A 22,623-nucleotide genomic window follows, 5' to 3' on the forward strand; every position below is an offset into this window, starting at 1 on the left:
ATACACCGCCGGTCAGGGCACCTTCTTGTCCAGGTCGTCCCCGGCGATGACCGTCGTCATGAACTTGTAGCCGTGGTTGGCCATGAACCGCGGGTCGCCCTCGAGCAGGGCCATGAACTTCTTGTGCTCGTCGTCGTTCTGGCCGACCAGGCACCCGGCGCTGGACTTCCCGATGTTCGAAGGGGACTGGCCGAGACCGGAGTGCTGGTTGATGGCCGTCCCGGGGCCGACGATGAACTCCTTGTCCCCGGGCCGGATCCCGTCCTTGTTCTTGTCACGGAAGATGTGGATCTTGTCGGCCTGGACGAGTGCCTTGTGCTTTCGCGGTGGACTGGCCTCGGCGTGGTGGGTGCCGATGGTCCACGACTTGTACTGGCCGAAGGCGATTCGCGCCGCACCCTTGGGGTCGAGCGGCTTGTTGGTGAAGAACTGGCCGGGCTCGGTGGTGCACAGCGCGTTGAGGGCCATGACCGGCTTGCCGGTCTTGTCGAAGTGGAAGACCGTCCTGCGGTCGTTGAAGACGTTGGGGCTGTCGACGTTGTGCCGGCCGCTCTGGTCGGCCCCTTCGACGTAGACGATGTTGAGGTACCCGGGCAGCCGCGCGACGAAGAATCCCTTGGCCTGCATGTAGCGGACCATCCGGCTGGCGAAGTCGTTCCCGAGCCGCAGCGGCAGGATCGTGTCGGCCTTGTCGGTCAGCAGCCCCTTGGCGACCTGCGGGGTGATGGCGTTCGTGAAGGCGAAGCCGCGCAGCTTGGCGTAGCGCGCCAGGGTGAGCTGGCTGGTCGACCCGAAGTCGCCGTTCGCGGGCGGGTCGAGGCAGCCCAGGAGCCGGAGCCGGGTCTGGACCTCCTTGGCGAGGGTGGCGTTCTGGCCCAGCTGGGTGACCGGGACGGAGGCAGTACCAGCGGCGATGGTGGACAAGGGCATGGCTTCGCTCCCCTGGGCGAAGGGACGGGACGATCGGAGCACCCCGTTCCCGGGCCTGCTCCGGTGGGGCCCTCGGGCCCGGTCACCCTGCGTCGCGCCTGTCCCTCACGAACTGGGACCCACCAAGGCTAACGACCGCGAATCGTGGACACCCCAGTCAAATGACGCAGTTCCCCTGCCGGCCACGGTGGTGTCGGAGGGGCTGGCTACGCTCAGGGCGTGGCTCGCGCAACTGGCATCGGATCCCTTCCCGGCACCGACGTCAGCGAGGCACTCCGGGGCGTGCGCGAGATCCTCGGCGACGGCCACCTGCCCTATCTCCCCGAGCTCCCCGCGCGTGGCCCCGGCGCCGACATGGTCGGCCGCACCGCAGCCCTCCTGGTCGACCTGCACGTCGACCTGCAGCCCGGTGGCTGGCGGTTCGTCGACCGGCCGGGGCGTGACTCGTCGCGCGCTGCCTCGCTCTGGCACCAAGACCTCGACGAGCTCGCCGAGGTGTTCGACGGCTACGTCGGCGACCTCAAGCTCCAGGTCACGGGGCCGTGGACCCTGGCCGCCGGCATCGAGCTCAACCGCGGCGAGAAGTCCCTGGCCGACCGGGGTGCCCTGCGCGACCTCGTCGGGTCGCTGGCCGAGGGGGTCCGCCAGCACGTCGCCGAGGTGCAGCGGCTGGTCCCGGGCGCCACCGTCGTCGTCCAGGTGGATGAGCCGTCGCTGCCCGCGGTCCTCGCGGGTCGGCTGCCGACGATCTCCGGCTACGGCCACCTGCGTGCCGTCGACCCCCAGACCGCCATGACCGGTCTGCGCGACGTCCTCGCGGCGGTGCCCGCGGGCACGGCGACGGTCGTGCACTGCTGCGACCCCGGCATACCGCTGCCTTTGCTGCGCGCCACCGGCGTCGGCGCCGTGGCGCTCGACGTCACCGCGCTCTCACCCGCGCGGTGGGAGTCCATCGCCGCCACGGTCGAGGACGGCGTCGCCCTGTATGCCGGGTGCCTCCCGACCGATGGCACCGGCACCGTGCGCAGTGCGTCCGACCTCGTCGTGCGCGGCTGGAGCGACGCTGGCCTGGCCCCGCGGGGCCTCGACGCCCTGACCGCCACCCCCGCCTGCGGCCTCCCCGGACTCACACCGGAGGGGGCCTGGCGCGTTCAACGCGCAGCGGTCGACGTGGCCGCGGAATGGTCCGAACGAGCCGAGAGTTGACCCGCCCATGAGTGCCAGAGTTGCCGCCAGCCCATCCGACGCCACCGTCGTCCCCGGCGTCGCGTCGTCGACGCGCGTGCCCTGGCAGGCCAAGTACCTCCTGCTCGCCCTGATCTGGGGCTCCAGCTTCCTGCTCATGAAGGTGGGGCTGCGCACGATGGCGCCGCTGCAGATCTCCGGGCTGCGGATCTTCGCCGGCACCGCGACCCTGCTCGCCCTGCTGGCCGTCACCGGTGGTCGGCTGCCCCGGGAGCGTCGCGTCTGGGGCCACCTCGCGGTGTCAGGTGTCTTCCTCACGGCCCTGCCGTTCAGCCTGTTCGCCGCGGGCGAGGTCCGCGTCTCGTCGGCGCTGGCGGGGATCGGCAACGCGACGACGCCCCTTGCTGCCGTCTTCTTCGCCCTCATCTTCCTGCCGAGCGACCGGCTCTCGCCGCGCAAGCTGGCCGCCGTCGTCATCGGCTTCGTCGGGGTGGTGGTCATCATGCAGCCCTGGGAGTCGACCGGGCGGCCCGACCTGCTGGGCTTCGGGATGACCCTCGTCGCCGGCGCGTGCTACGGCCTCGGCTGGACCTACAACCGCCGCTTCCTCGGGGGCGCAGACCTCGGCGGGCTCTCGATGCCGACCGCCCTCCTGCTCGTGGGCTCGGCCCTGATGGTGCCGGTGCTCCTCGTCTGGTGGCTGGTGTCGCGCGACAGCTACGCCGCTCCGTGGTCCGGCCACGTCGACGTCGAGGGCGGGGGAGCGCTGCTGCCCCTGCTGTGCGTGGTGGCCCTGGGTGTCGTCGGCACCGGCCTGGCCTACATGCTGCAGTTCGACGTCGTCCGCGGGGCCGGGGCCACCGTCAGCACGACGGTCACCTACCTCATCCCGGTGGTCTCGGTGCTGCTCGGCGTGGTCGTCCTCGACGAGCACCTGGCCTGGCCGCAGCTGCTGGGCGCCGCGATCGTGCTCGTCTCGGCCGTCACCATCGGCCTGCCGGCCAGGCGACCCAAGGCCGCCTGAGCCACCGCCGGACGGGACCCCGTCCGGCGGTGGTCCGGCGTGTCAAGGCCAGCCGGGTCCGGTCAGGCGGGTCCGGTCAGGCGTCGGCCGGCTTGTGGACCTCGCGGCGCAGGATCTTGCCGGTCGGGCCCTTGGGGAGCTCGTCGACCTGCCACAGGTGGCGGGGGTACTTGTAGGCCGCGATCTTCTCCTTGACGAACGCCTGCACCTCGTCGAGCGTCGCCGTGGCCCCGGGGCGCAGCGCCACCGCGGCGCCGACGTCCTCGCCCAGCAGGTCGTCGGGCACTGCGACCACCGCGGCCTCAAGGACGTCGGGGTGGGTGTACAGCACCTCCTCGACCTCACGCGGGTACACGTTCATCCCGCCGCGCAGGATCATGTCCTTCTTGCGGTCGACGATCGTGTAGTAGCCCTCGTCGTCGACCGTGGCGAGGTCGCCGGTGCGGAACCAGCCGTCGGGGATCGCCTCGGCGGTCGCCTCGGGGTTCTGCCAGTAGCCCTTCATGACGTTGTCGCCGCGGATCGCGATCTCCCCGACGCCGTCGCCCGGCGGGACGTCGTTGCCGTCGAGGTCGACGAGCTTCATCTCGCAGCCGGGGATGGCCACCCCGATCGTGCCGGGCTTGCGCTCCATGGTCGGCATGTTGAACGACGCGACCGGTGAGGTCTCGGAGAGCCCGTAGCCCTCGAGGATCATGCAGCCGAACTTTGCCTCGAACGCCTTCATGACCTCCAGCGGCATGGCCGACCCACCCGAGCAGCAGGTGCGCAGCGACGTCGCGTCGAGGGCGTCGGAGTCGGGGTGGTTGAGGATCGCGGCATACATCGTCGGCACCCCCATGAAGATGGTGACCTTCTCGTTGCCGATGACCTTGATCGCCTCGGCGGGGTCGAACCGGGGGATGAGCGCCAACGCCGCGCCCGCGATGACGGCGGCGTTGAGCCCCACCACCAGCCCGAACACGTGGAACAGCGGCAGGCAGCCCATCACGACGTCGTCGGGCGTGGTGGCCTGGATCTCGACGGCGCTGCGGTGGGCGTTGAGGTGGACGTTGCGGTGGGTGAGCTCGGCGCCCTTGGGGCGGCCGGTGGTGCCCGAGGTGTAGAGCACGATGGCGGTGTCCTCGTCGTCGCGCTCGACGGGCTCGGCGATCGGCTCGCCGCCCTCGAGGGCGCCCTCGACTGGACCCATCGGCCCGCAGGTGATGATCCGGGTGCCCGAGCTCCTGGCCCCCTCGGTCGCCTCCGCCACGAAGTCCGGCCAGACGAACGCGACCTTGGCGCCGGAGTTGGTGAAGAAGAAGTCGATCTCGCCGGACTTCAGCAACGGGTTCATCGGGACGACGATCGCCCCGGCGAGCAGGGAGCCGAAGAAGACCACGGGGAAGGCCGGCACGTTCGGGAGGATGATCGCCACCCGGTCGCCGGGCTCGATGCCCGCCGCCTTGAGCGACCCCGCCACCTGAGCAGCCATGCCGTGGATCTGGGCGTAGCTGAGGTCGTTGCCCATGAACTTGATGGCGGCCTGGTCGGGCCGCTCCTGGGCGGTGGTGACCAGGTTGGTGGCGAGATTGGTCATGACGCAGGCTCCTCGACGCTGGGGGGTCCGGTTCCAGCCATCCTCTCCGGTGGGTGGGCGGTTTGGCTACGGGTTCGGGTATGCCGCGTGCCTGCGTCCCGCGGCGCCGCGACCGGGGAGCGCGGGGTGCGTCGTCTGGGGTGTGCGGCAGGATGGGCACCGTGAGTGAGAACGACTCGACGACCGCATCCGGGACAGCCGCCGGCGACGACTCCCGCCCTGCCCCGAGCCACGCCCCCGAGGCCGCCCGGCACGAGTGGGCCGACCTGGCCGAGAAGGCGACGGCAGCCCAGTTCGCCTACCACGTGAAGGATGCGCCGACGATCAGCGACGGCGACTACGACCGGTTGATCCGGCGGCTCAACGAGCTGGAGGAGGAGTTCCCCGAGCTGCGCACGCCCGAGAGCCCCACCCAGCAGGTGGGCGGCGCGGTGTTCTCGACCGACTTCACCGCGGTGGACCACCTCGAGCGGATGCTGTCCCTCGACAACTGCTTCTCGCCCGAAGAGCTCGCCGCCTGGGCGGCGCGGGTCGCCCGCGACGCCGGCTCGTCCGGCTACCACTACCTGTGCGAGCTCAAGATCGACGGGCTCGCGGTCAACCTCCTCTACGAGAAGGGCCGGCTGGTGCGGGCCCTGACCCGCGGCGACGGCCGGACCGGGGAGGACGTCACCAACAACGTCAAGACGATCGACGGCATCCCGCACCAGCTCGCGGGGTCCGACCACCCGGCGCGCGTCGAGATCCGGGGCGAGGTCTACTTCCCGGTCGAGGCGTTCGGCGACCTCAATGCCAGCCTGGTCGAGGCCGGCAAGGCTCCCTACGCGAACCCCCGCAACACGGCCGCGGGGTCGTTGCGGCAGAAGGATCCCCGCGTCACCGCCAGTCGTGGCCTGCGCATGCTGGTGCACGGCATCGGGCTGCGTGAGGGCTTCGAGCTGACGCGGCAGTCCGAGGCCTACGACCTGTTCCGCGAGTGGGGGCTGCCGATCTCGACCCACTACCGCGTCCTCGACTCGATCGAGGGCGTGCAGAAGTTCATCGACCAGTACGGCGAGGAGCGGCACAGCGTCGAGCACGAGCTCGACGGCATCGTCATCAAGGTCGACGAGATCTCCATCCAGCGCCGGCTGGGCTCGACCTCGCGGGCGCCGCGCTGGGCGATCGCCTTCAAGTACCCGCCGGAGGAGGTCAACACCAAGCTCCTCGACATCCTCGTCAACGTCGGGCGCACCGGCCGCGTGACCCCGTTCGGCGTGATGGAGCCGGTCGTCGTGGCGGGTTCGACGGTCGAGCGGGCGACGCTCCACAACGCCGACGAGGTGCACCGCAAGGGGGTCCTGATCGGCGACACGGTGGTGCTGCGCAAGGCCGGCGACGTCATCCCCGAGATCCTCGGGCCGGTGGTCGACCTGCGCGACGGCAGCGAGCGTGCGTTCGTCATGCCGACCGAGTGCCCCTCGTGCGGCACGCCGTTGGCCCCCGAAAAGGAAGGCGACAAGGACATCCGCTGCCCCAACTCCCGGACCTGCCCGTCGCAGCTGAGGGAGCGGCTGGCCGGGCTGGCCGGGCGTGGGGCGTTCGACATCGAGGCGCTGGGCTGGGAGGGCGCCGGGGCGCTGCTCGACTCGGGGGTTCTGGAGGACGAGAGCGGGCTCTTCGGGCTGGCCGGCGAGGCGGGGCGCGCCCGACTCGCGACGGTGCCGCTGTTCACCCGAGCGGCCAAGAAGACCGACCCGGAGGAGTCGGTGGTCGACGGCAAGGTGTTGTCCGCCAACGGGATCCGCCTCTCCGAGAACCTCGAGCAGGCCAAGCAGCAGCCGCTCTGGCGGGTCCTGGTCGCTCTGTCGATCCGCCACGTCGGGCCCACGGCAGCGCGGGCGCTGGCGCAGCACTTCGCCACCATGGCCGCGCTCCGTGAGGCGGCCAAGGAGCGTCCCGAGGAGCTGGCCGGGGTGGAGGGTGTCGGCGGGGTGATCGCCGACGCCGTGGCCGCGTGGTTCGCGGTCGACTGGCACGACGAGATCGTCACCCAGTGGCAGGCCGACGGGGTGGTGATGGCCGACGAGCGTGACGAGTCCGTGGAGCAGACCCTGGCGGGGATGACGGTGGTCGTCACCGGCTCGCTCGAGGGCTTCTCGCGCGACTCGGCCAAGGAGGCGATCCTGTCGCGGGGCGGCAAGGCGTCGGGCTCGGTGTCGAAGAAGACCGACTACGTCGTGGTCGGTGAGAACGCCGGCACCAAGGAGGACAAGGCGCGTGAGCTGGGGCGCCCGATCCTCGACGAGGAGGGGTTCCGCCGGCTGCTCGAGACCGGTCAGCCGTGAGTGACCCGGAGGCGCAGCCGTGATCGACAAGGACACCTACCTGCGGTTCTGCGACGAGGCCTTCGTGGCGATGCGCGACATCGTTGTCGAGCTGGGCGACGACCTGGCCAACCAGCGACCCGACCTGCCCGGCGCGAACAGCCCGTTCGCGATCCTGACCCACTGCCTCGGCGTCACGGCGCGGTGGGCGTCGACGGTCAACCTCGGCGAGGTGGTGCCGCGCGACCGAGACGCCGAGTTCACCGCGACGGGAGCCGTCGCCACGCTGGCCGCCGACACGGACCACATGCGGGAGTCGTTGCGGCAGTGGGTCGCCCGCACCGACCCGACGGCCCCGCCGGCCAACCCCACCATCCCGCGGCAGGACTGGTATGCCGCGACCTGCGGCGGGGTGCTGTTGCACGTCTACGAGGAGCTGGCCCAGCACCGCGGCCAGCTCGAGCTGACCCGCGACGTCCTGCGCCACCCGGTCGGCTAGGGGCCGGTGTAGCCGCCCCCCATGCTGGCGCCACCGACCCACCGGGTGCCGGCACCGTAGTCCTTCTCCTTGAGGCACTTGGCACAGCGGATGTACCGCTCACCATCGCGGGTGTGAGCCCACTCCCACCGGTGGTGGAGGTTGGTCCGGCAGAGCCAGGGCTTGGTCGGGGTGGTCATGACTGCCTCCAGGGGAGTGACCTGGGTGCCTCGGACCGCCGAGCGCAGCGCCAGCGAATGGGTCAGGATCCCCGCCGCGTGGCGGGTCTGGTGCGGTCCGGGTACGGCCGCGAGCTCGGCGAGGAGCTCCAACCGGTACCGGTCACGCACCGTGCCGGCCGGAAGGGCGTGCGTCGCGAGGCGCACGATGCGGGAGGGCCAGGGCAGCGCGAGCGTCCACCGCGTGTCCGGCGGTCTGCGCGTGGGCATCATGCCGCCCTCCCCAGTCTCAGTTGATGCTGCCGTAGTTGGCGATGACGTTGGAGGCCACCGACCGGTCGTTGCCCAGCCCGGTCCACTTCTCCTTGAGGCACTTGGCGCACCGGATGTACTCCTCCCCGTCGCTGGTCTCGGCGAGCTCCCAGCGGTGCCGCAGGTTGGTGCGGCAGAGGAACGGCTTGGTGGTGCTCACGATGTCCTCCAGGGGTGGCGCGGAGGCCACATCAGTGTCCGCTTGGGGCGGGCCGAAGCGAAGCGGTGGCTCGACGACGCGGCACCCGGGCGAGTGCGGCCCGGGCCGAGTCGGCTCCGGCGGCGCTGAGCCGGTAGTAGCGCCGGGCGGGCCGGCCCTCGACGCGGGGGTCGATGTCCTCCCACTCGGACTCCACCCAGCCGAGGGCCTCGAGCCGGGCGAGGATCGGGTGGATGGTCCCGCTCGGCAGTCCCGCTTCCGAGCTCAGCTCGAGGCCGTAGTGGTCGCTCGACGGATCGGCCAGGAGCGCACCCAGGACCAGCTGGGTCGCCAACGTCATCCGTGGCTCACGAGGTGAAGTCATGGTCGTACTCTACCTAGCCCCTAGGTAGAGTACAAGGTAGTCAAGTACGAGTTAGTCACGAGAGGATGTCGTCCGGTCCGGCCTGTATGCCGCCTTCCCGACCGCTTGCGGCCGGGGACCTCGTCAACACCTGCGACCTGTGAGGGGAGGGGAGTGGGCCGTCCCCTAGCTGCGGTGGCCCGATCCCTTGGTCTCGCGCACGGCGGCGCTCGCCTCGTCGATGATCGCCGCCATGGCGGCGCTCGCGGCCAAGCCGTCGCCCGAACCGATCGCCTGCGCGACATCGCCGTGCAGGCGGATGGCCGCGGGGTTGGGCGTCCGTGGCATCAGGTCGTGGTGGGTGCGCCCGGCGAGCACCTCGGCCACCACGGTGGAGAGGGCCGCCAGCATCTCGTTGCCCGAGGCCTCGAGCATGGTGCGGTGGAAGTCCTTGTCGGCCTCGAGGTAGGCGACCAGGTCGCCCGACTTCGCGTGCACGGTCATCTGCATGACCGCCGCCGCCATCGCCCCGCACTGGTCGGGCGTGGCGCGGTCGGCGGCCAGCTCGGCGGCCACCGGTTCGAAGCCGCGGCGCAGCTCACCGAGGGAGACCAGCTGGTCCTCCCGGTCGGGCCCGTCCAGGCGCCAGCGGATCACCCGGGGGTCGAACACGTTCCACTGCACGGACGGGAGCACCCGCACGCCGAGCCGGCGCCGCGTCTCGACCAGCCCCATCGAGGACAGCACCCGCACGGCCTCGCGGACGACCGACCGGGAGACCCCGAACCGCTCGTCGAGCTGGTCGATCCGGACCACCGAGTCGACGGGCAGGGTCCCCGACACGATCTCCTGGCCCAGCCGGTCGAGGACGCCGGCGTGCAGACCCGGCTCATGACCGGTGGGGGAGGCGTCCACGGAGTCGGTCATGGGTCCAGCGTGCCAGACATGCCGCGAACTCGTGGGTAGGAATTTAAATACTATTTATTTGTCTCAAAGTCTTGATAAAGCCGTTCTGATGGGTCACTCTGGTCGACAGGTCCTCGATGACGAGCCCGAGCCGACACAGGAGTCAGCCCATGCCTGAAGCACCGGAACACCCCGCACCGCCCCTTGTCGTGATGATGGGGGTGTCCGGGTCAGGCAAGACGACCGTCGGCGCGGCCCTCGCCCAGCGGCTGCGCGTCCCCTTCGCGGACGCCGACGACTTCCACCCCGAGGCCAACATCGCCAAGATGTCCGCGGGGATCCCGCTCGACGACGACGACCGCGGGCCCTGGCTCGAGGCCATCGCCGCGTGGCTGCGTGAACACAGTGCGACGGGCGGTGTCGCCAGCTGCTCCGCCCTCAAGCGCGCCTACCGGGACGTGCTCAGCGCGGCGGCTCCCCAGGCCGTCTACCTGCACCTGCACGGCGACCGCGACGTCCTCGCGGCGCGGGTCGCCGGCCGGCCCGGTCACTTCATGCCGGCCGCCCTCATCGACTCGCAGTTCGCGACGCTCGAGGTGCTCCAGCCCGACGAGCTCGGCGCCACCCTCGACGTGGCCCAGCCGGTCGACACGCTCGTCGACGAGTCCCTCGCCATCCTCACCGCCCCCTCCGGCCTCACCTCCCCCTCCGGCCTCACCTCCCCGGCCAGCCACCCCCTCGAAAGGCGTGACCCCGCATGACCAGCGACGTCCTCTCCCTGTTGCACCCCCTCCTGACCGCGGCCGACGCGGCCGAGGTCCCGGACATCCCGGCGGCCCGGCTGATCCCGGCGGCGCTGCTCGGCATCGCCGTGATCGTCGTACTCATCACCCGCTTCAAGCTCCACCCGTTCCTCGGCCTGACCCTCGGCTCGCTGACGGTGGGGGCGGTGGCCGGCGTCGCGATGTCCGACACCATCGACAGCTTCACCAAGGGCTTCGGCTCCACCGCGGCCGGGGTCGGCACCCTGATCGCGCTCGGCGCGATGTTCGGCAAGCTGCTGGCCGACTCCGGTGGCGCCGACGAGATCGTCGACACCATCGTCGGCCGTTCCTCGCCGCGCACCCTCCCGTGGGCGATGGCCGGCGTCGGCGCCCTGATCGGCCTGCCGATGTTCTTCGAGATCGGCCTCGTCCTGCTGATGCCGGTCATCTTCCTGGTGGCCCGACGCTCCCAGCTGTCCATCGTCAAGGTCGGCATCCCCGCCCTGGCCGGTCTGTCCGCCATGCACGGCCTGGTCCCGCCACACCCCGGTCCGCTGGTGGCGATCGACGCGCTCAAGGCCAACCTCGGCATCACCCTCGCCTTCGGCGTGCTCGTCGCCCTGCCCACCATCGCGATCGCCGGTCCGCTCTTCGCCCGGTTCGCCGGTCGCTGGGTCGACGTCCCGGCCCCGGAGTTCTTCGGCACGGGGGAGGACCACGAGGCCCGGGTGCAGCGCCCCACCTTCGCGGTGACGCTGTTCGCCGTCCTGACCCCCGTGGTCCTCATGATGGGCAAGGCGCTCGCCGACATCTTCGCCGAGGAGGGCAACGCGGTCCGCACGGTGCTCGACTTCCTCGGCACGCCGATCATCGCGCTGCTCATCGCCGTCATCGTGGGCATGTTCACCCTCGGCCGCGGCGCCGGCATGGGCACCAAGGAGCTGGCCTCCTCGCTCGAGAAGTCGCTGCCGCCCATCGCCGGCATCCTGCTCATCGTCGCCGCCGGTGGCGGGTTCAAGCAGACGCTGGTCGACACCGGCATCGGGCAGCTCGTCGCCGACTGGGTGCAGGGCAGCGGCGTGAGCATCCTCCTGCTCGCCTGGGTCGTGGCCGTCCTGATCCGCCTCGCCACCGGGTCCGCCACCGTCGCGACGGTCACGGCGTCCGGCATCCTCGCGCCCCTCGCCGCCGGCATGAGCACCTCCGAGGTGTCCCTGCTGGTCCTCGCGATCGGCGCCGGCTCGGTGTTCTTCTCCCACGTCAACGACGCCGGCTTCTGGCTGGTCAAGGAGTACTTCGGCCTCTCGGTCGGCCAGACCATCAAGTCCTGGTCCCTCATGGAGACCCTGCTCTCCGTCTCCGGCCTGGTCTTCGTCCTCATCCTCGGCCTCGTCGTCTGACGCCCAGCAGGTGAGGTGGGTATGCCGCGTGGCCCGGGCCACGCGGCATACCCATGTCCCCGCCCGGCCCACGGAGGTCGGGGGCGTGCGCGAGGTGCCATAGAGTTGGGTCTCGTGGCCGTTGACTTCCAGCAAGAGATCAAGAACCTCCGCAACACCATGGACTCGGTGCGTGAGGTGACCGACCTGGCCTCCGTCCAGGCCCAGATCACCGAGCTCGAGGCCAAGGCGTCGGCCCCCGACCTGTGGGACGACCCGGACGCCGCCCAGCAGGTCACCTCCGCCCTCTCCCGCGCGAACTCCGAGTACGAGCGCGTCACCGGCATGGACCAGCGGATCGACGACCTCGAGACCCTCGTCGAGATGGGCACGGAGGACGGTGGCGACGCCGAGACGATGGTCGAGGCCGAGAAGGAGCTCGTGTCCCTCCAGAAGGCGGTCGGCGAGCTCGAGGTCCGCACCCTGCTGTCGGGGGAGTACGACGAGCGGGCCGCGGTCATCACGATCCGCGCCGGCGCCGGTGGCGTCGACGCCGCCGACTTCGCCGAGATGCTGATGCGGATGTACCTGCGCTGGGCCGAGCGGCACAACTACCCGGCCCAGGTCATGGACACCTCCTACGCGGAGGAGGCCGGGCTCAAGTCCGCCACCTTCGAGATCAACGTGCCCTACGCGTTCGGCAACCTCTCGGTCGAGGCCGGCACGCACCGCCTCGTGCGGATCAGCCCGTTCGACAACCAGGGGCGGCGGCAGACCAGCTTCGCGGCGGTCGAGGTCATCCCGCTGATCGAGCAGACCGACTCGATCGAGATCCCCGAGAACGAGATCAAGGTCGACGTCTTCCGCTCCAGCGGTCCCGGCGGCCAGAGCGTCAACACCACCGACTCCGCGGTCCGGATGACGCACATCCCCACCGGCATCGTCGTCTCCATGCAGAACGAGAAGTCGCAGATCCAGAACCGGGCGGCCGCGCTCCGTGTGCTGCAGTCCCGGCTGCTGCTCCAGCGCCAGGCCGAGGAGGCCGCCGAGCGCAAGGAGATGGCCGGAGACGTCAAGGCGTCGTGGGGCGACCAGATGCGGTCCTACGTCCTCCAGCCCTACCAGATGGTCAAGGACCTGCGCACCGAGTACGAGGTGGGCAACCCCTCGGCCGTCTTCGACGGCGACATCGACGGCTTCATCGAGGCCGGCGTCCGGTGGCGCAAGGAGCAGCAGAAGCTGGACGGCTGACGGGGAGGCGGGCCGGTAGCCGCAACGCCGAGGAGGTGGGGCTGCGCGGCATACCAAGGTTGGCGACCTATCCTCGGGTGGTCGTGCGCTGCTGGCGCACGGATGCCGTTTCCGTCCCGTTCCGCCCGTATCTCCCCGTGAGGCTCACCCAGCGCGCATGATCCGTTTCGAGAACGTCAGCAAGGTCTATCCCCGGTCGACCCGACCGGCGCTGAGCGACATCAACCTCGAGGTCGAGCGCGGTGAGTTCGTCTTCGTGGTGGGCGCCTCCGGTTCGGGCAAGTCCACCCTGCTGCGCCTGGTCCTCAAGGAGGAGGGCGTCACGCAGGGGACCGTCCTGGTCGCGGGTCAGGAGGTCGGGAGCCTCCCGGCCCGCAAGGTGCCGCGCCTGCGCCGCGAGATCGGCACGGTGTTCCAGGACTTCCGCCTGCTGCCCAACAAGAACGTCTACCAGAACGTCGCGTTCGCGCTCCAGGTCCTGGGTCGCTCGGGCCACGCGATCCGCCAGGTCGTCCCCGAGACCCTGGAGATGGTCGGCCTGGAGGGCAAGGAGAAGCGCCTCCCGCACGAGCTCTCCGGTGGCGAGCAGCAGCGCGTCGCCATCGCGCGCGCGTTCGTCAACAAGCCGCCGATCCTGCTGTGCGACGAACCGACCGGCAACCTCGACCCGACCACCAGCCTCGACATCGTGCGGCTGCTCGACCGGATCAACCGCACCGGCACGACGATCGTGATGGCCACCCACGACGACGACATCGTCGACCAGCTGCGCAAGCGCGTCGTCGAGCTGCGCAACGGCCACATCATCCGCGACGAGAACAAGGGCGTCTACGGCAGCGGCAGCTGACCGCCGCCGACCGCCCACCCCGACCTGTCCCTGCACGCACGGCCGGCAGCGCCCCGAACAGAACCCACTGGAGACCCACCCCCATGCGACTGCAGTTCATGCTCAGCGAGATCTGGATCGGCTTGCGCCGCAACCTGTCCATCGCCATCTCGGTGATGCTGGTGACGATGGTGTCGGTCTACCTCATGGGCATCGGCTTCCTCGCCCAGGGACAGGTCGACACCCTCAAGGGCTACTGGTACGACCGCATCCAGGTCTCGATCTTCATGTGCGGCAAGGACTCGCTCGACGTCAACTGTGACGGCAAGGCGGTCACCGACGAGCAGCGCGACGCCCTGCGCTCCCAGCTCGACGAGATGAAGCCGCTGGTCAAGAACGTCTACTACGAGTCCGAGCAGCAGGCCTTCGACCGGTTCAAGCAGCAGTACCGCAACTCGCCGCTGTCGGACTACCTGCAGGTCGGCGACATCCCGCAGAACTTCCGCGTCCAGCTGTCCGACCCCAAGAAGTACGAGGTCGTGGTGAGCGCCTTCGACGGCGCCCCGGGGGTCGGTCGGGTCCAGGACCAGCAGAAGACCCTCGACAAGCTGTTCAAGGTGATGAACGTCGTCACCATCGGTTCGCTGTTCCTCGCCGGGCTGATGGTGCTCTGCTCGATCCTGCTGATGGCCACGACGATCCGCCAGGCCGCGTTCAGCAGACGACGCGAGACCGGGATCATGAAGCTCGTCGGTGCCTCGAACTTCACCATCCGGCTGCCCTTCGTCATGGAGACGGTCCTGGCCGCCCTGACCGGCACCGGTCTGGCCATCGCCGGCCTGTGGGTGACGGCGGACTCGCTGATCCCACGCGTCTCCGCGGTGCTGCAGGACGCCCCGCTCGTCGGTGCCCACGACATCTGGTTCGTGGCGCCGTGGCTGGTCGGTTTCATGCTCGTGGTCTCGGTGCTCACCTCCTGGGCCACGCTGCGCCGCTACCTGCGCGTCTGACCGCTGCCCCGCGCACCCCTAGTTCCACGAAACCTTGCTGGCACAGGAAACTGGTTCGTGGACAGGCTGCAACCTGTCCTCGACCAAGCAACCTTTGCTAGCAAAGGTTGCTTGGGGGATCGGGAGACTGGGCAGATCGGCCATTTCACAGGCGCCAATCCCCGGATACGGGTGTGGTGTGTGTTACCAATGAGGCCTATGAGCGCAATCCCCCCGCCTTCTCGCGCCCACCACCGTGTCGGACGCGGGTCTCGCCGCGTCCGCCTGCTCGCCCTCGGGCTGGCCGTCGCCTGCTCGGTGGGGGTCGCGACCCCGTCGCTGGCCGCCGCGCCGGTCCTCGGGTCCACGGTCGGGACCGCGCCGGGCGCCGGCGACCCGGGCAAGGCGAAGAAGCAGGTCGACAAGGAGATCGAGTCCCTCAAGGACGAGCTCGAGGACACCTCGGCCAGCCTGAGGAACGCCTACATCGCGCTGCGCCGCACGCAGGCCGCGCTGCCGGGGGCCCAGGCCGCCCTCGACCAGGCCACCGCCGCCGTGTCCAGGGCCGACGCCTACAACGACGAGATGGCGGTGCGGCTCGACGTCGCCCGCGCCAACGAGGCCCGCGCGGTCGACGAGCTGGCGGCCACCCGCGCGCAGCTGGCCGCGACCCGCACCCGCGTGGCCCGGTTCGCGGCACAGCTCTACCAGGACCAGGGCATGGGCCAGCTGTCCGTGGCCCTGAGCGCGACCACGCCCGACGACTTCGCCAACCGCATCGCGATGAACGACACCGTGATGGACGTGCAGAACCAGTCGCTCACCCGGCTGGCCACCGCCCGTGCGGCCGCGACCGCCCAGGAAGCGCACATCAAGGCGCTCAAGGTGCAGGTCGAGGCGGCCAAGAAGCAGGCCGAGGCCGCGCTGGCCAAGGCGCAGAAGGCCCGCGCCGCCGCGGCGGCAGCGAAGGCCAGGCTCGACGCCCTCGCCGCCCAGCAGACCGCCCAGTCGAACGCGCTCGAGGCCCAGAAGAAGGCCGAGAAGACCAAGCTCGACGCAGCGCAGAAGGAGCAGGCGCGGCTGCAACGCGTCCTCGTCGCCCGGGCCAAGGCCGCGAAGCTTGCGGCGGCCCGTCGCGCCGCGTGGCTGCGCAAGCACCACAGGCCGGTGCCGCCGCCGGTCTCGTCCTCCGGCGGCTACCTGTCGCGTCCCTCCGAGGGCTGGATCTCCTCCGAGTTCGGCATGCGCTACCACCCGATCCTGCACTACTGGCGCCTGCACGCCGGGCGCGACTTCGCGGCCAACTGCGGCACCCCGATCAGGGCGGCTGCGTCCGGCCACATCATCTCCCGCGGCTGGGGCGGCGGCTACGGCAACCGGATCATGATCGACCACGGCATCGTCCGTGGGGTCGACCTCGTGACCACCTACAACCACATGGAGCGGTACGCCGTGGGTGGCGGCAACGTCTCCCGCGGCGAGATCATCGGCTACGTGGGGACCACGGGCTCGTCGACCGGCTGCCACCTGCACTTCGAGACCTATGAGGACGGCATCCCGAGGGACCCGCGGCGCTGGCTCTGAGGTCTGCAGTCGTCGGCTCCCGGGTCGTCCGGCGCGCCGCGCGGAAACCGACTGGCCGGCATACCCGGTCCTGCAGGTAGCGTTGCCTCGCCGGGTCGGCTGTCGACCCGGACGGCGACCCAGCGATGACCGCTGAGACAACCAAGACGAGGGCGTGGACGGGCAGTGGCCAAGGAACAAGGTCGCAAGGTGGTGGCGAGCAACAAGAAGGCGCGCCACGACTACCTCATCGAGGACACCTTCGAGGCCGGGCTCGTCCTGATGGGCACCGAGGTCAAGTCGCTGCGGATGGGGCGCGCCTCGCTCATCGACGGCTACGCCACGTGGCGCGGCGACGAGCTGTGGCTCGAGGGCGTGCACATCCCCGAGTACGTCAACGGCAACTGGACCAACCACACCCCGCGGCGCCGCCGCAAGCTGCTCCTGCACCGTGCGGAGCTGGCCAAGATCATGAAGAAGTCGACCGAGAGCGGGCACACCATCGTCCCGCTCCAGCTCTACTTCAAGGACGGCCGGGCGAAGGTCGAGATCGCCATCGCCAAGGGCAAGAAGCAGTACGACAAGCGGCACGCGCTGCGCGAGCGCCAGGACACCCGTGACACGCAGCGCGCACTCAGCCAGGCCCGGCGGGCCTCGGGCGAGGGACGCTAGGGCCATGCGCGTGCGCGGGGGCGGACGACGGTATGCCGCGGGGGCCGGGCTCGCGCTGTTGTTCGCCTCCGCAGCGCTCGTCCTCGGCGCCTCGAGTGCCGTCGCCGCCGCGCCGGACGACCTGGCCACCCGGTTCCACGTCGACATCACCGCCAACCAGGACGGCTCGCTCGACGTCGTCGAGAACATCACGTGGCACTTTCCGCAGGGCGAGGACCGGCACGGCATCGAGCGCTTCGTCACGGTGCGGGTCGGCTACCAGGACCGCGCCGACACCTATCGCGAGTACCCGCTGTCCCACGTATCGGCCACTTCGCCCTCGGGGGCGCCGGCCGACGTGTCGGTGACCGACGCCACCGACGGCTCGGCGATGCGCATCCGGGTGGGCCGGGCCGACGAGACGGTGAGCGGCACGCAGACCTACGTGGTGCGCTACCACCTGGACGCCTACGTCAACGGCTTCACCGACCACGCGGAGGTCTACTACAACCTGGTCGACGCCTCCGACGACAACGTCTACGAGGACGTCAGCGCCACCGTAACCGGACCGGGGGCCAGCGACCGGGCCGAGTGCTTCATCGGGGAGTTCGGCTCGACGCAGCGCTGCACTGCCACGCCGGGCGCCAGCGCCCAGTTCAGCGCGCCCAAGGCGGGGGCCGGCCAGGGTGTCTCCATCCTGGCGTCGCTGCCGATCGACGGGTTCGGCTCGCTCGACCCCGTGCTCCACGAGGGGCAGGTGTCGGACGACGGCCAGATCGTCACCTCGACCACGTCCAAGGCACTCGGCGCCCTGGCGGCGGGAGCGGGAGTCACGATCCCGCTGCTGGCTGCCGCTCTGATGGGCGTGCTCGTCTACACCCGTGGCCGCGACGAGCAGTACGCCGGGCTCACGCCCGGGCTCAGCCCGGTCGTGGGTGAGGACGGCCAGGTCGTCCAGGGTCGCAGGGGTCCGATCGCGGTGCGGTTCACCCCGCCGGACGGCGTGCAGCCGGGACTCGTGGGCACGGTCATCGACGAGACCGCCAACACGATCGACGTCTCCGCCACGATCATCGACCTCGCCGCCCGTGGACACCTCACCATCGCCGAGGAGGAGGGTGGCTTCCTCCAGGGGAAGGACTGGCGGCTGACCCGCACCACCCCCACGGCCGAGCAGTCCCGCACCGCGCTGCTGCCCTACGAGGAGGCGCTCCTCGTGGGGCTCTTCGAGAACGGCCCCACGCGCACCCTGTCCAGCCTCAAGAACCACTTCAAGCCGACGCTGGACCGGGTCGAGGAGCTGATGTACGACGAGGTCGTGCGACGGGGCTGGTTCCGCCGCTCGCCCGAGGCGCAGCGGACGACCTGGACGGGGCTCGCCGCCGTCCTGGTCGTCGGCTCGTTCTTCGGTTTCGTCTGGCTGGGCGGCCCGCTGTCCGACCTCGGGGCCGGCGCCGGCCTGCCCATCCCGCCGGCATTCATCCTGCTCGGGGGCCTGGTGGTGGCCGGTGCCATCGTCGGCATCCTCGGGCAGCGGATGGCCGCCCGGACCGCCGAGGGCAGCGCGGTCACGGCCCAGTCCGAGGGCTTCAAGAAGTACCTCGTGACGGCCGAGGCATCCCAGATCAAGTGGGAGGAGGCGCAGGACATCTTCAGCCGCTACCTCCCCTATGCGATCGTCTTCGGCGTGGCCTCGCAGTGGGCCGGCACCTTCCGCCAGGTCGCAGAGTCCGCGGCCGCTGCAGGACACTCGCTCACCCCGCCGCTCTGGTACGTCGGCTCGGGTGCGTTCGACTACGACGGGGTCGCCCGCGACATGGACTCGTTCGCGACGACCGCGGGGGGCACCTTCACGAGCACGCCCGGCAGCTCCGGCGGGTCGGGCTTCTCCGGAGGCGGTGGCTTTTCCGGGGGCGGCGGGGGTGGCAGCTCGGGCGGTTCCTGGTAGCCGCGCCGGCGCCGGCGCTACCGGGACGCCGGCCCCAGGCACAGGTATGCCGGCCCCAGGCACAGGTATGCCGCGTGCGGACGTCCGCACGCGGCATACCTGTGGCTGGGCTCAGTTCTTGAACGCGTCCTTGACCTTCTCGCCGGCCTGCTTGAGGTCGGCCTCGGTCTGGTCGGCCTTGCCCTCGGCCTCGAGGCGCTCGTTGTCGGTCACCTTGCCGGTGGCCTCCTTGGCCTCGCCGGTGGCCTTGTCCTTGGCGTTGTCGAGCTTGTCATTCAGTCCCATGTGGGGCCTCCTCTGTCGGATGCGAACGGATGAGTCGTGCTTCGCGACAGCAGCCGCTTCTTGACCGCCTGCCCTTCGACCGTAACCCGAAAACGACATTTCCGCAGGTCAGGGGTCCGGTGAATCGTGAATCCGGCCCACCCGAGGCTGAGCTGTCCGAGGCTGAGCTGTCCGAGGCTGAGCTACCCGAGAACGAGGATGAGGTCGCCGCCCTCGACCTGCTGCTGCGTGCCGATGGCCAGCCGCTGCACCGACCCGGCGACGGGAGCGGTGATGTTGGCCTCCATCTTCATCGCCTCGATGGTGGCCACCACGGCGCCGGCCTCGACGGTGGCGCCCTCCTCGACCGCAAGGCTGACGACCCCGGCGAACGGTGCCGCGACCTGGCCCTTGGCCGACGGGTCGGCCTTCTCGGCGGCCTTGACGTCCACCGCGATCCGCTCGTCGCGCACCTGCACCGGGCGCAGCTGGCCGCCCATCGTGAACATCACGGTGCGCATGCCGCGGTCGTCGGCGTCCGACACCGACTGGAGGCCGAGCAGCAGGCGCTTGCCGGGCTCGAGGTCGATCTCGTGCTCGAACCCGACCTCGAGCCCGTGCAGGAACTCCCGGGTGCCGAGGACGGCCAGGTCGGAGTAGGCGTCCCGCGACTTCTCGAACTCGGTCGTCGGACCGGGGAAGAGCAGCCGGTTGAGGGTGTGCCGGGGGTCGGCCTGGAGGGCAGCCCGGTCGTCGTCGCCGAGCTCGGTGACGCGCGGCTTGGGGGTGCGCCCCTCGAGGGCCTTGGTGCGGAACGGCTCGGGCCAGCCGCCGGGCGGGTCACCGAGCTCGCCCGAGAGGAAGCCGATCACGGAGTCGGGGATGTCGTACTTCGTCGGGTTGGCCTCGAAGTCGGCCGGGTCGGCCTTGGCTCCGACCAGGGCCAGCGCGAGGTCACCCACGACCTTGCTGCTGGGTGTCACCTTGACGATGTTGCCGAGGATGCGGTTGGCCGCGGCATACATGTCCTCGACCTCCTCGAAGTGGTCGCCGAGACCCAGCGCGATGGCCTGCTGGCGCAGGTTGGAGAGCTGGCCGCCGGGGATCTCGTGTGTGTAGACGCGACCGGTGGGGGAGGGCAGGCCGGACTCGAACGGGAAGTAGAGCTGCCGCACGGCCTCCCAGTAGGGCTCGAGGTCGTTGACCGCCCTGAGGTCCAGCCCCGTGGCGCGGGGGGTGCCGTCGGTGGCCGCGACGAGGCTCGACATGGGTGGCTGGGACGTGGTGCCCGCCATCGCGGCGCTCGCGACGTCGACGGCGTCGACCCCCGCCTCGATGGCGGCCAGCAGGGTGGCCAGCTGGCCACCGGCGGTGTCGTGGGTGTGCAGGTGGACCGGCTGGTCGAACCGCTCGCGCAGGGCCGTGACGAGGGTGCGGGCCGCGGGGGCGCGCAGCAGCCCGGCCATGTCCTTGATGGCGATGACGTGCGCCCCGGCCTCGGCGATCTGCTCGGCCAGGTGGAGGTAGTAGTCGAGGGTGTAGAGCTTCTCGTCGGGGCTGGTGAGGTCGCCGGTGTAGCAGAGCGCGACCTCCGCGACGGCCGTGCCCGTGGCCCGCACCGCCTCGATCGCCGGGCGCATCTGGTCGACGTCGTTGAGGGCGTCGAAGATGCGGAAGATGTCGATGCCGGTGCTGGCCGCCTCGGTGACGAAGGCGTCGGTGACCTCGGTCGGGTAGGGCGTGTAGCCCACCGTGTTGCGTCCGCGCAGGAGCATCTGGAGCGGGAGGTTGGGCATCGCCTCGCGCAGGGCCGCGAGCCGGTCCCAGGGGTCCTCCGCGAGGAACCGCAGCGCGACGTCGTAGGTCGCCCCGCCCCAGGCCTCGACCGACCACAGCTGGGGCGTGAGCCGGGCGACATGCGGGGCCACGTGCATGAGGTCGCGGGTGCGCACCCGGGTGGCCAGCAGCGACTGGTGGGCGTCGCGGAAGGTGGTCTCGGTGACGGCGACCGCCTCCTGCGCCCGCAGCTCCTCCGCGAAGCCCTGTGGGCCGAGGCGGAGCAGCCGGTCGCGCGCGCCGGGGGGCGGGGGAGTCGACCGGTCGATGGCCGGCAGCTTGGCGCGCGGCGAGACCCGCGTGCGGCCCGGACCGTGCGGTTGGTTGACGGTGACGTCGGCGAGGTAGGTGAGCAGCTTGGTCCCGCGGTCGGCCGGGATCCGCGCGGTGCGCAGGTCGGGGCGCTCGTCGATGAACGAGGTCGAGAGCCGGCCGGCCTGGAAGTCGGGCTCCTCGAGCAGGGCCTGGAGGAAGGGGATGTTGGTCGAGACCCCGCGGATCCGGAACTCGGCCAGGGCGCGGCGGGCCCGCCGGACCGCCGTCGGGAAGTCACGGCCGCGGCAGGTGAGCTTGACCAGCATCGAGTCGAAGTGCGCGCCGATCTCGGCCCCCACGAAGACGGTGCCACCGTCGAGCCGGACGCCGGCCCCACCGGCGGAGCGGTAGGTGGTGATGCGACCGGTGTCGGGGCGGAACTCGTTGGCCGGGTCCTCGGTGGTGATGCGGCACTGGAGGGCGGCGCCGCGGATCTGCAGGGTGTCCTGTGAGAGCCCGAGGTCGGCCAGGGTCTCGCCGCTGGCGATCCGCAGCTGGGAGCTCACGAGGTCGACGTCGGTGATCTCCTCGGTCACGGTGTGCTCGACCTGGATGCGCGGGTTCATCTCGATGAAGACGTAGCGGCCGTCGGGGGAGAGCAGGAACTCGACGGTGCCCGCGTTGACGTAGCCGATCTCCTTGGCGAAGGCGACGGCGTGGGCGCACATCCGCTCGCGCAGCTCGGGGTCGAGGTTCGGGGCCGGGGCGATCTCGACGACCTTCTGGTGGCGCCGCTGGACCGAGCAGTCCCGCTCGAACAGGTGGATGACGTTGCCCTCGCCGTCGGCGAGGATCTGCACCTCGATGTGGCGGGGCTTGACCACGGCCTGCTCGAGGAAGACGGTCGGGTCGCCGAAGGCCGACTCGGCCTCACGCATGCAGGCCTCGAGCGCCTCCCGCAGGTCCTCGCGTCGCTCGACCCGCCGCATGCCTCGGCCCCCGCCGCCCGCGACGGCCTTGGCGAAGATCGGGAAGCCGATCTCCTCGGCCGCGGCGACGAGGGTGTCGACGTCGGTGCTGGGCTCGGCGCTCTCCAGCGTGGGGAGCCCCGCCTTCTTGGCCGCCGCAATGGCCCGGGCCTTGTTGCCGGTGAGGTGCAGGACCGAGGCCGGCGGGCCGACGAAGGTGACGCCGGCGTTGGCGCAGGCCTCGGCGAGGTCGGGGTTCTCGGACAGGAAGCCGTAGCCGGGGTAGATCGCGTCGGCCCCGGCCTCGACGGCCGTCCGCACGATCGCCTCGGGGTCGAGGTAGGCGCGGACCGGGTGGCCCTGCTCGCCGATGCGGTAGGCCTCGTCCGCCTTCAGCACGTGCTCGGACTTGCGGTCCTCGTAGGGGAACACGGCGACCGTCTTGGCGCTGAGCTCGGTGGCGGCGCGGAACGCGCGGACCGCGATCTCACCCCGGTTCGCGACGAGGACCTTGCTGAACACTTGAC

At 70.8% G+C, this 22,623-nt stretch carries 20 protein-coding genes; 12 read left to right on the plus strand and 8 right to left on the minus strand.

All coding sequences use genetic code 11. The features are described from left to right. Window positions 1-12 precede the first annotated feature (12 nt). Window positions 13-930, minus strand: a complete 918-nt coding sequence (locus tag AC1DWJ_RS12850) for a hypothetical protein (protein WP_457252376.1) — start codon at window positions 928-930, stop codon at window positions 13-15. Between the two features lie 219 nt (window positions 931-1,149). Between AC1DWJ_RS12850 and AC1DWJ_RS12855 the strand changes: the two genes are divergently transcribed. Together AC1DWJ_RS12855 and AC1DWJ_RS12860 are read left to right on the plus strand one after the other, a co-directional pair. Continuing rightward, entirely contained in the window at window positions 1,150-2,136 is a 987-nt protein-coding gene (locus tag AC1DWJ_RS12855; protein WP_457252375.1) for a uroporphyrinogen decarboxylase/cobalamine-independent methonine synthase family protein, read from the plus strand. A gap of 7 nt (window positions 2,137-2,143) precedes the next feature. After that, window positions 2,144-3,139, plus strand: a complete 996-nt coding sequence (locus AC1DWJ_RS12860; RefSeq protein WP_457252374.1) for a DMT family transporter — start codon at window positions 2,144-2,146, stop codon at window positions 3,137-3,139. 76 nt (window positions 3,140-3,215) lie between these two features. Here AC1DWJ_RS12860 and AC1DWJ_RS12865 read toward each other — a convergent pair whose 3' ends face one another. After that, window positions 3,216-4,718 (minus strand): long-chain-fatty-acid--CoA ligase, encoded by a 1,503-nt coding sequence (locus tag AC1DWJ_RS12865; RefSeq protein ID WP_457252373.1) that lies wholly within the window; start codon window positions 4,716-4,718, stop codon window positions 3,216-3,218. A gap of 152 nt (window positions 4,719-4,870) precedes the next feature. On the opposite strand from AC1DWJ_RS12865, the gene ligA reads away from it, so the two are divergent. Then, window positions 4,871-7,045 carry an NAD-dependent DNA ligase LigA gene (gene ligA / locus AC1DWJ_RS12870; protein ID WP_457252372.1) on the plus strand — a complete coding sequence of 725 codons (2,175 nt, stop codon included), beginning with the start codon at window positions 4,871-4,873 and terminating at the stop codon, window positions 7,043-7,045. Window positions 7,046-7,064: 19 nt separating this feature from the next. Next, entirely contained in the window at window positions 7,065-7,523 is a 459-nt protein-coding gene (locus tag AC1DWJ_RS12875) for a mycothiol transferase (RefSeq protein WP_457252371.1), read from the plus strand. Here the strand turns inward: AC1DWJ_RS12875 and AC1DWJ_RS12880 are convergent. The 4 genes from AC1DWJ_RS12880 to AC1DWJ_RS12895 form a co-directional block, all read right to left on the minus strand. Beyond that, window positions 7,520-7,954 carry a hypothetical protein gene (locus AC1DWJ_RS12880; RefSeq protein ID WP_457252370.1) on the minus strand — a complete coding sequence of 145 codons (435 nt, stop codon included), beginning with the start codon at window positions 7,952-7,954 and terminating at the stop codon, window positions 7,520-7,522. The genes AC1DWJ_RS12875 and AC1DWJ_RS12880 overlap by 4 nt on opposite strands. Window positions 7,955-7,970: 16 nt before the next feature. Continuing rightward, on the minus strand, window positions 7,971-8,153 hold the full coding sequence (locus AC1DWJ_RS12885) for a hypothetical protein (RefSeq protein ID WP_457252369.1): 183 nt from the start codon (window positions 8,151-8,153) through the stop codon (window positions 7,971-7,973). 31 nt (window positions 8,154-8,184) lie between these two features. Next, window positions 8,185-8,517 (minus strand): PadR family transcriptional regulator, encoded by a 333-nt coding sequence (locus AC1DWJ_RS12890; protein WP_457252368.1) that lies wholly within the window; start codon window positions 8,515-8,517, stop codon window positions 8,185-8,187. A 165-nt stretch (window positions 8,518-8,682) separates the two neighbouring features. Further along, entirely contained in the window at window positions 8,683-9,423 is a 741-nt protein-coding gene (locus AC1DWJ_RS12895; protein ID WP_457252367.1) for a FadR/GntR family transcriptional regulator, read from the minus strand. 149 nt (window positions 9,424-9,572) lie between these two features. On the opposite strand from AC1DWJ_RS12895, the gene AC1DWJ_RS12900 reads away from it, so the two are divergent. The 8 genes from AC1DWJ_RS12900 to AC1DWJ_RS12935 all read left to right on the plus strand — a co-directional run bounded on the left by AC1DWJ_RS12900 (window position 9,573) and on the right by AC1DWJ_RS12935 (window position 18,773). After that, window positions 9,573-10,163: a gluconokinase gene (locus AC1DWJ_RS12900; protein ID WP_457252366.1), complete on the plus strand. Its 591-nt coding sequence runs from the start codon at window positions 9,573-9,575 to the stop codon at window positions 10,161-10,163. Continuing rightward, on the plus strand, window positions 10,160-11,566 hold the full coding sequence (locus tag AC1DWJ_RS12905) for a GntP family permease (protein WP_457252365.1): 1,407 nt from the start codon (window positions 10,160-10,162) through the stop codon (window positions 11,564-11,566). Before AC1DWJ_RS12900 ends, AC1DWJ_RS12905 begins: the two co-directional genes overlap by 4 nt. 114 nt (window positions 11,567-11,680) lie before the next feature. Beyond that, window positions 11,681-12,796 carry a peptide chain release factor 2 gene (prfB, locus tag AC1DWJ_RS12910; RefSeq protein WP_457252364.1) on the plus strand — a complete coding sequence of 372 codons (1,116 nt, stop codon included), beginning with the start codon at window positions 11,681-11,683 and terminating at the stop codon, window positions 12,794-12,796. 157 nt (window positions 12,797-12,953) lie between these two features. After that, window positions 12,954-13,643, plus strand: a complete 690-nt coding sequence (gene ftsE, locus AC1DWJ_RS12915) for a cell division ATP-binding protein FtsE (protein ID WP_457252363.1) — start codon at window positions 12,954-12,956, stop codon at window positions 13,641-13,643. An 83-nt stretch (window positions 13,644-13,726) separates the two neighbouring features. Beyond that, window positions 13,727-14,632, plus strand: a complete 906-nt coding sequence (ftsX, locus tag AC1DWJ_RS12920; protein WP_457252362.1) for a permease-like cell division protein FtsX — start codon at window positions 13,727-13,729, stop codon at window positions 14,630-14,632. A gap of 198 nt (window positions 14,633-14,830) precedes the next feature. Further along, window positions 14,831-16,195, plus strand: coding sequence for a M23 family metallopeptidase (locus AC1DWJ_RS12925; protein WP_457252361.1), 1,365 nt, complete (start codon window positions 14,831-14,833; stop codon window positions 16,193-16,195). Window positions 16,196-16,360: 165 nt separating this feature from the next. Then, entirely contained in the window at window positions 16,361-16,846 is a 486-nt protein-coding gene (gene smpB / locus AC1DWJ_RS12930) for an SsrA-binding protein SmpB (protein WP_200961977.1), read from the plus strand. A gap of 4 nt (window positions 16,847-16,850) precedes the next feature. Further along, entirely contained in the window at window positions 16,851-18,773 is a 1,923-nt protein-coding gene (locus tag AC1DWJ_RS12935) for a DUF2207 domain-containing protein (protein WP_457252360.1), read from the plus strand. Window positions 18,774-18,884: 111 nt separating this feature from the next. Here the strand turns inward: AC1DWJ_RS12935 and AC1DWJ_RS12940 are convergent, their stop codons facing one another. Together AC1DWJ_RS12940 and AC1DWJ_RS12945 are read right to left on the minus strand one after the other, a co-directional pair. Beyond that, entirely contained in the window at window positions 18,885-19,058 is a 174-nt protein-coding gene (locus tag AC1DWJ_RS12940) for a CsbD family protein (protein WP_457252359.1), read from the minus strand. Window positions 19,059-19,240: 182 nt separating this feature from the next. Continuing rightward, window positions 19,241-22,618, minus strand: a complete 3,378-nt coding sequence (locus AC1DWJ_RS12945) for a pyruvate carboxylase (RefSeq protein WP_457252358.1) — start codon at window positions 22,616-22,618, stop codon at window positions 19,241-19,243. Between the last annotated feature and the right edge of the window lie 5 nt (window positions 22,619-22,623).

It is taken from the genome of Pedococcus sp. P2_D7 (assembly GCF_056404295.1).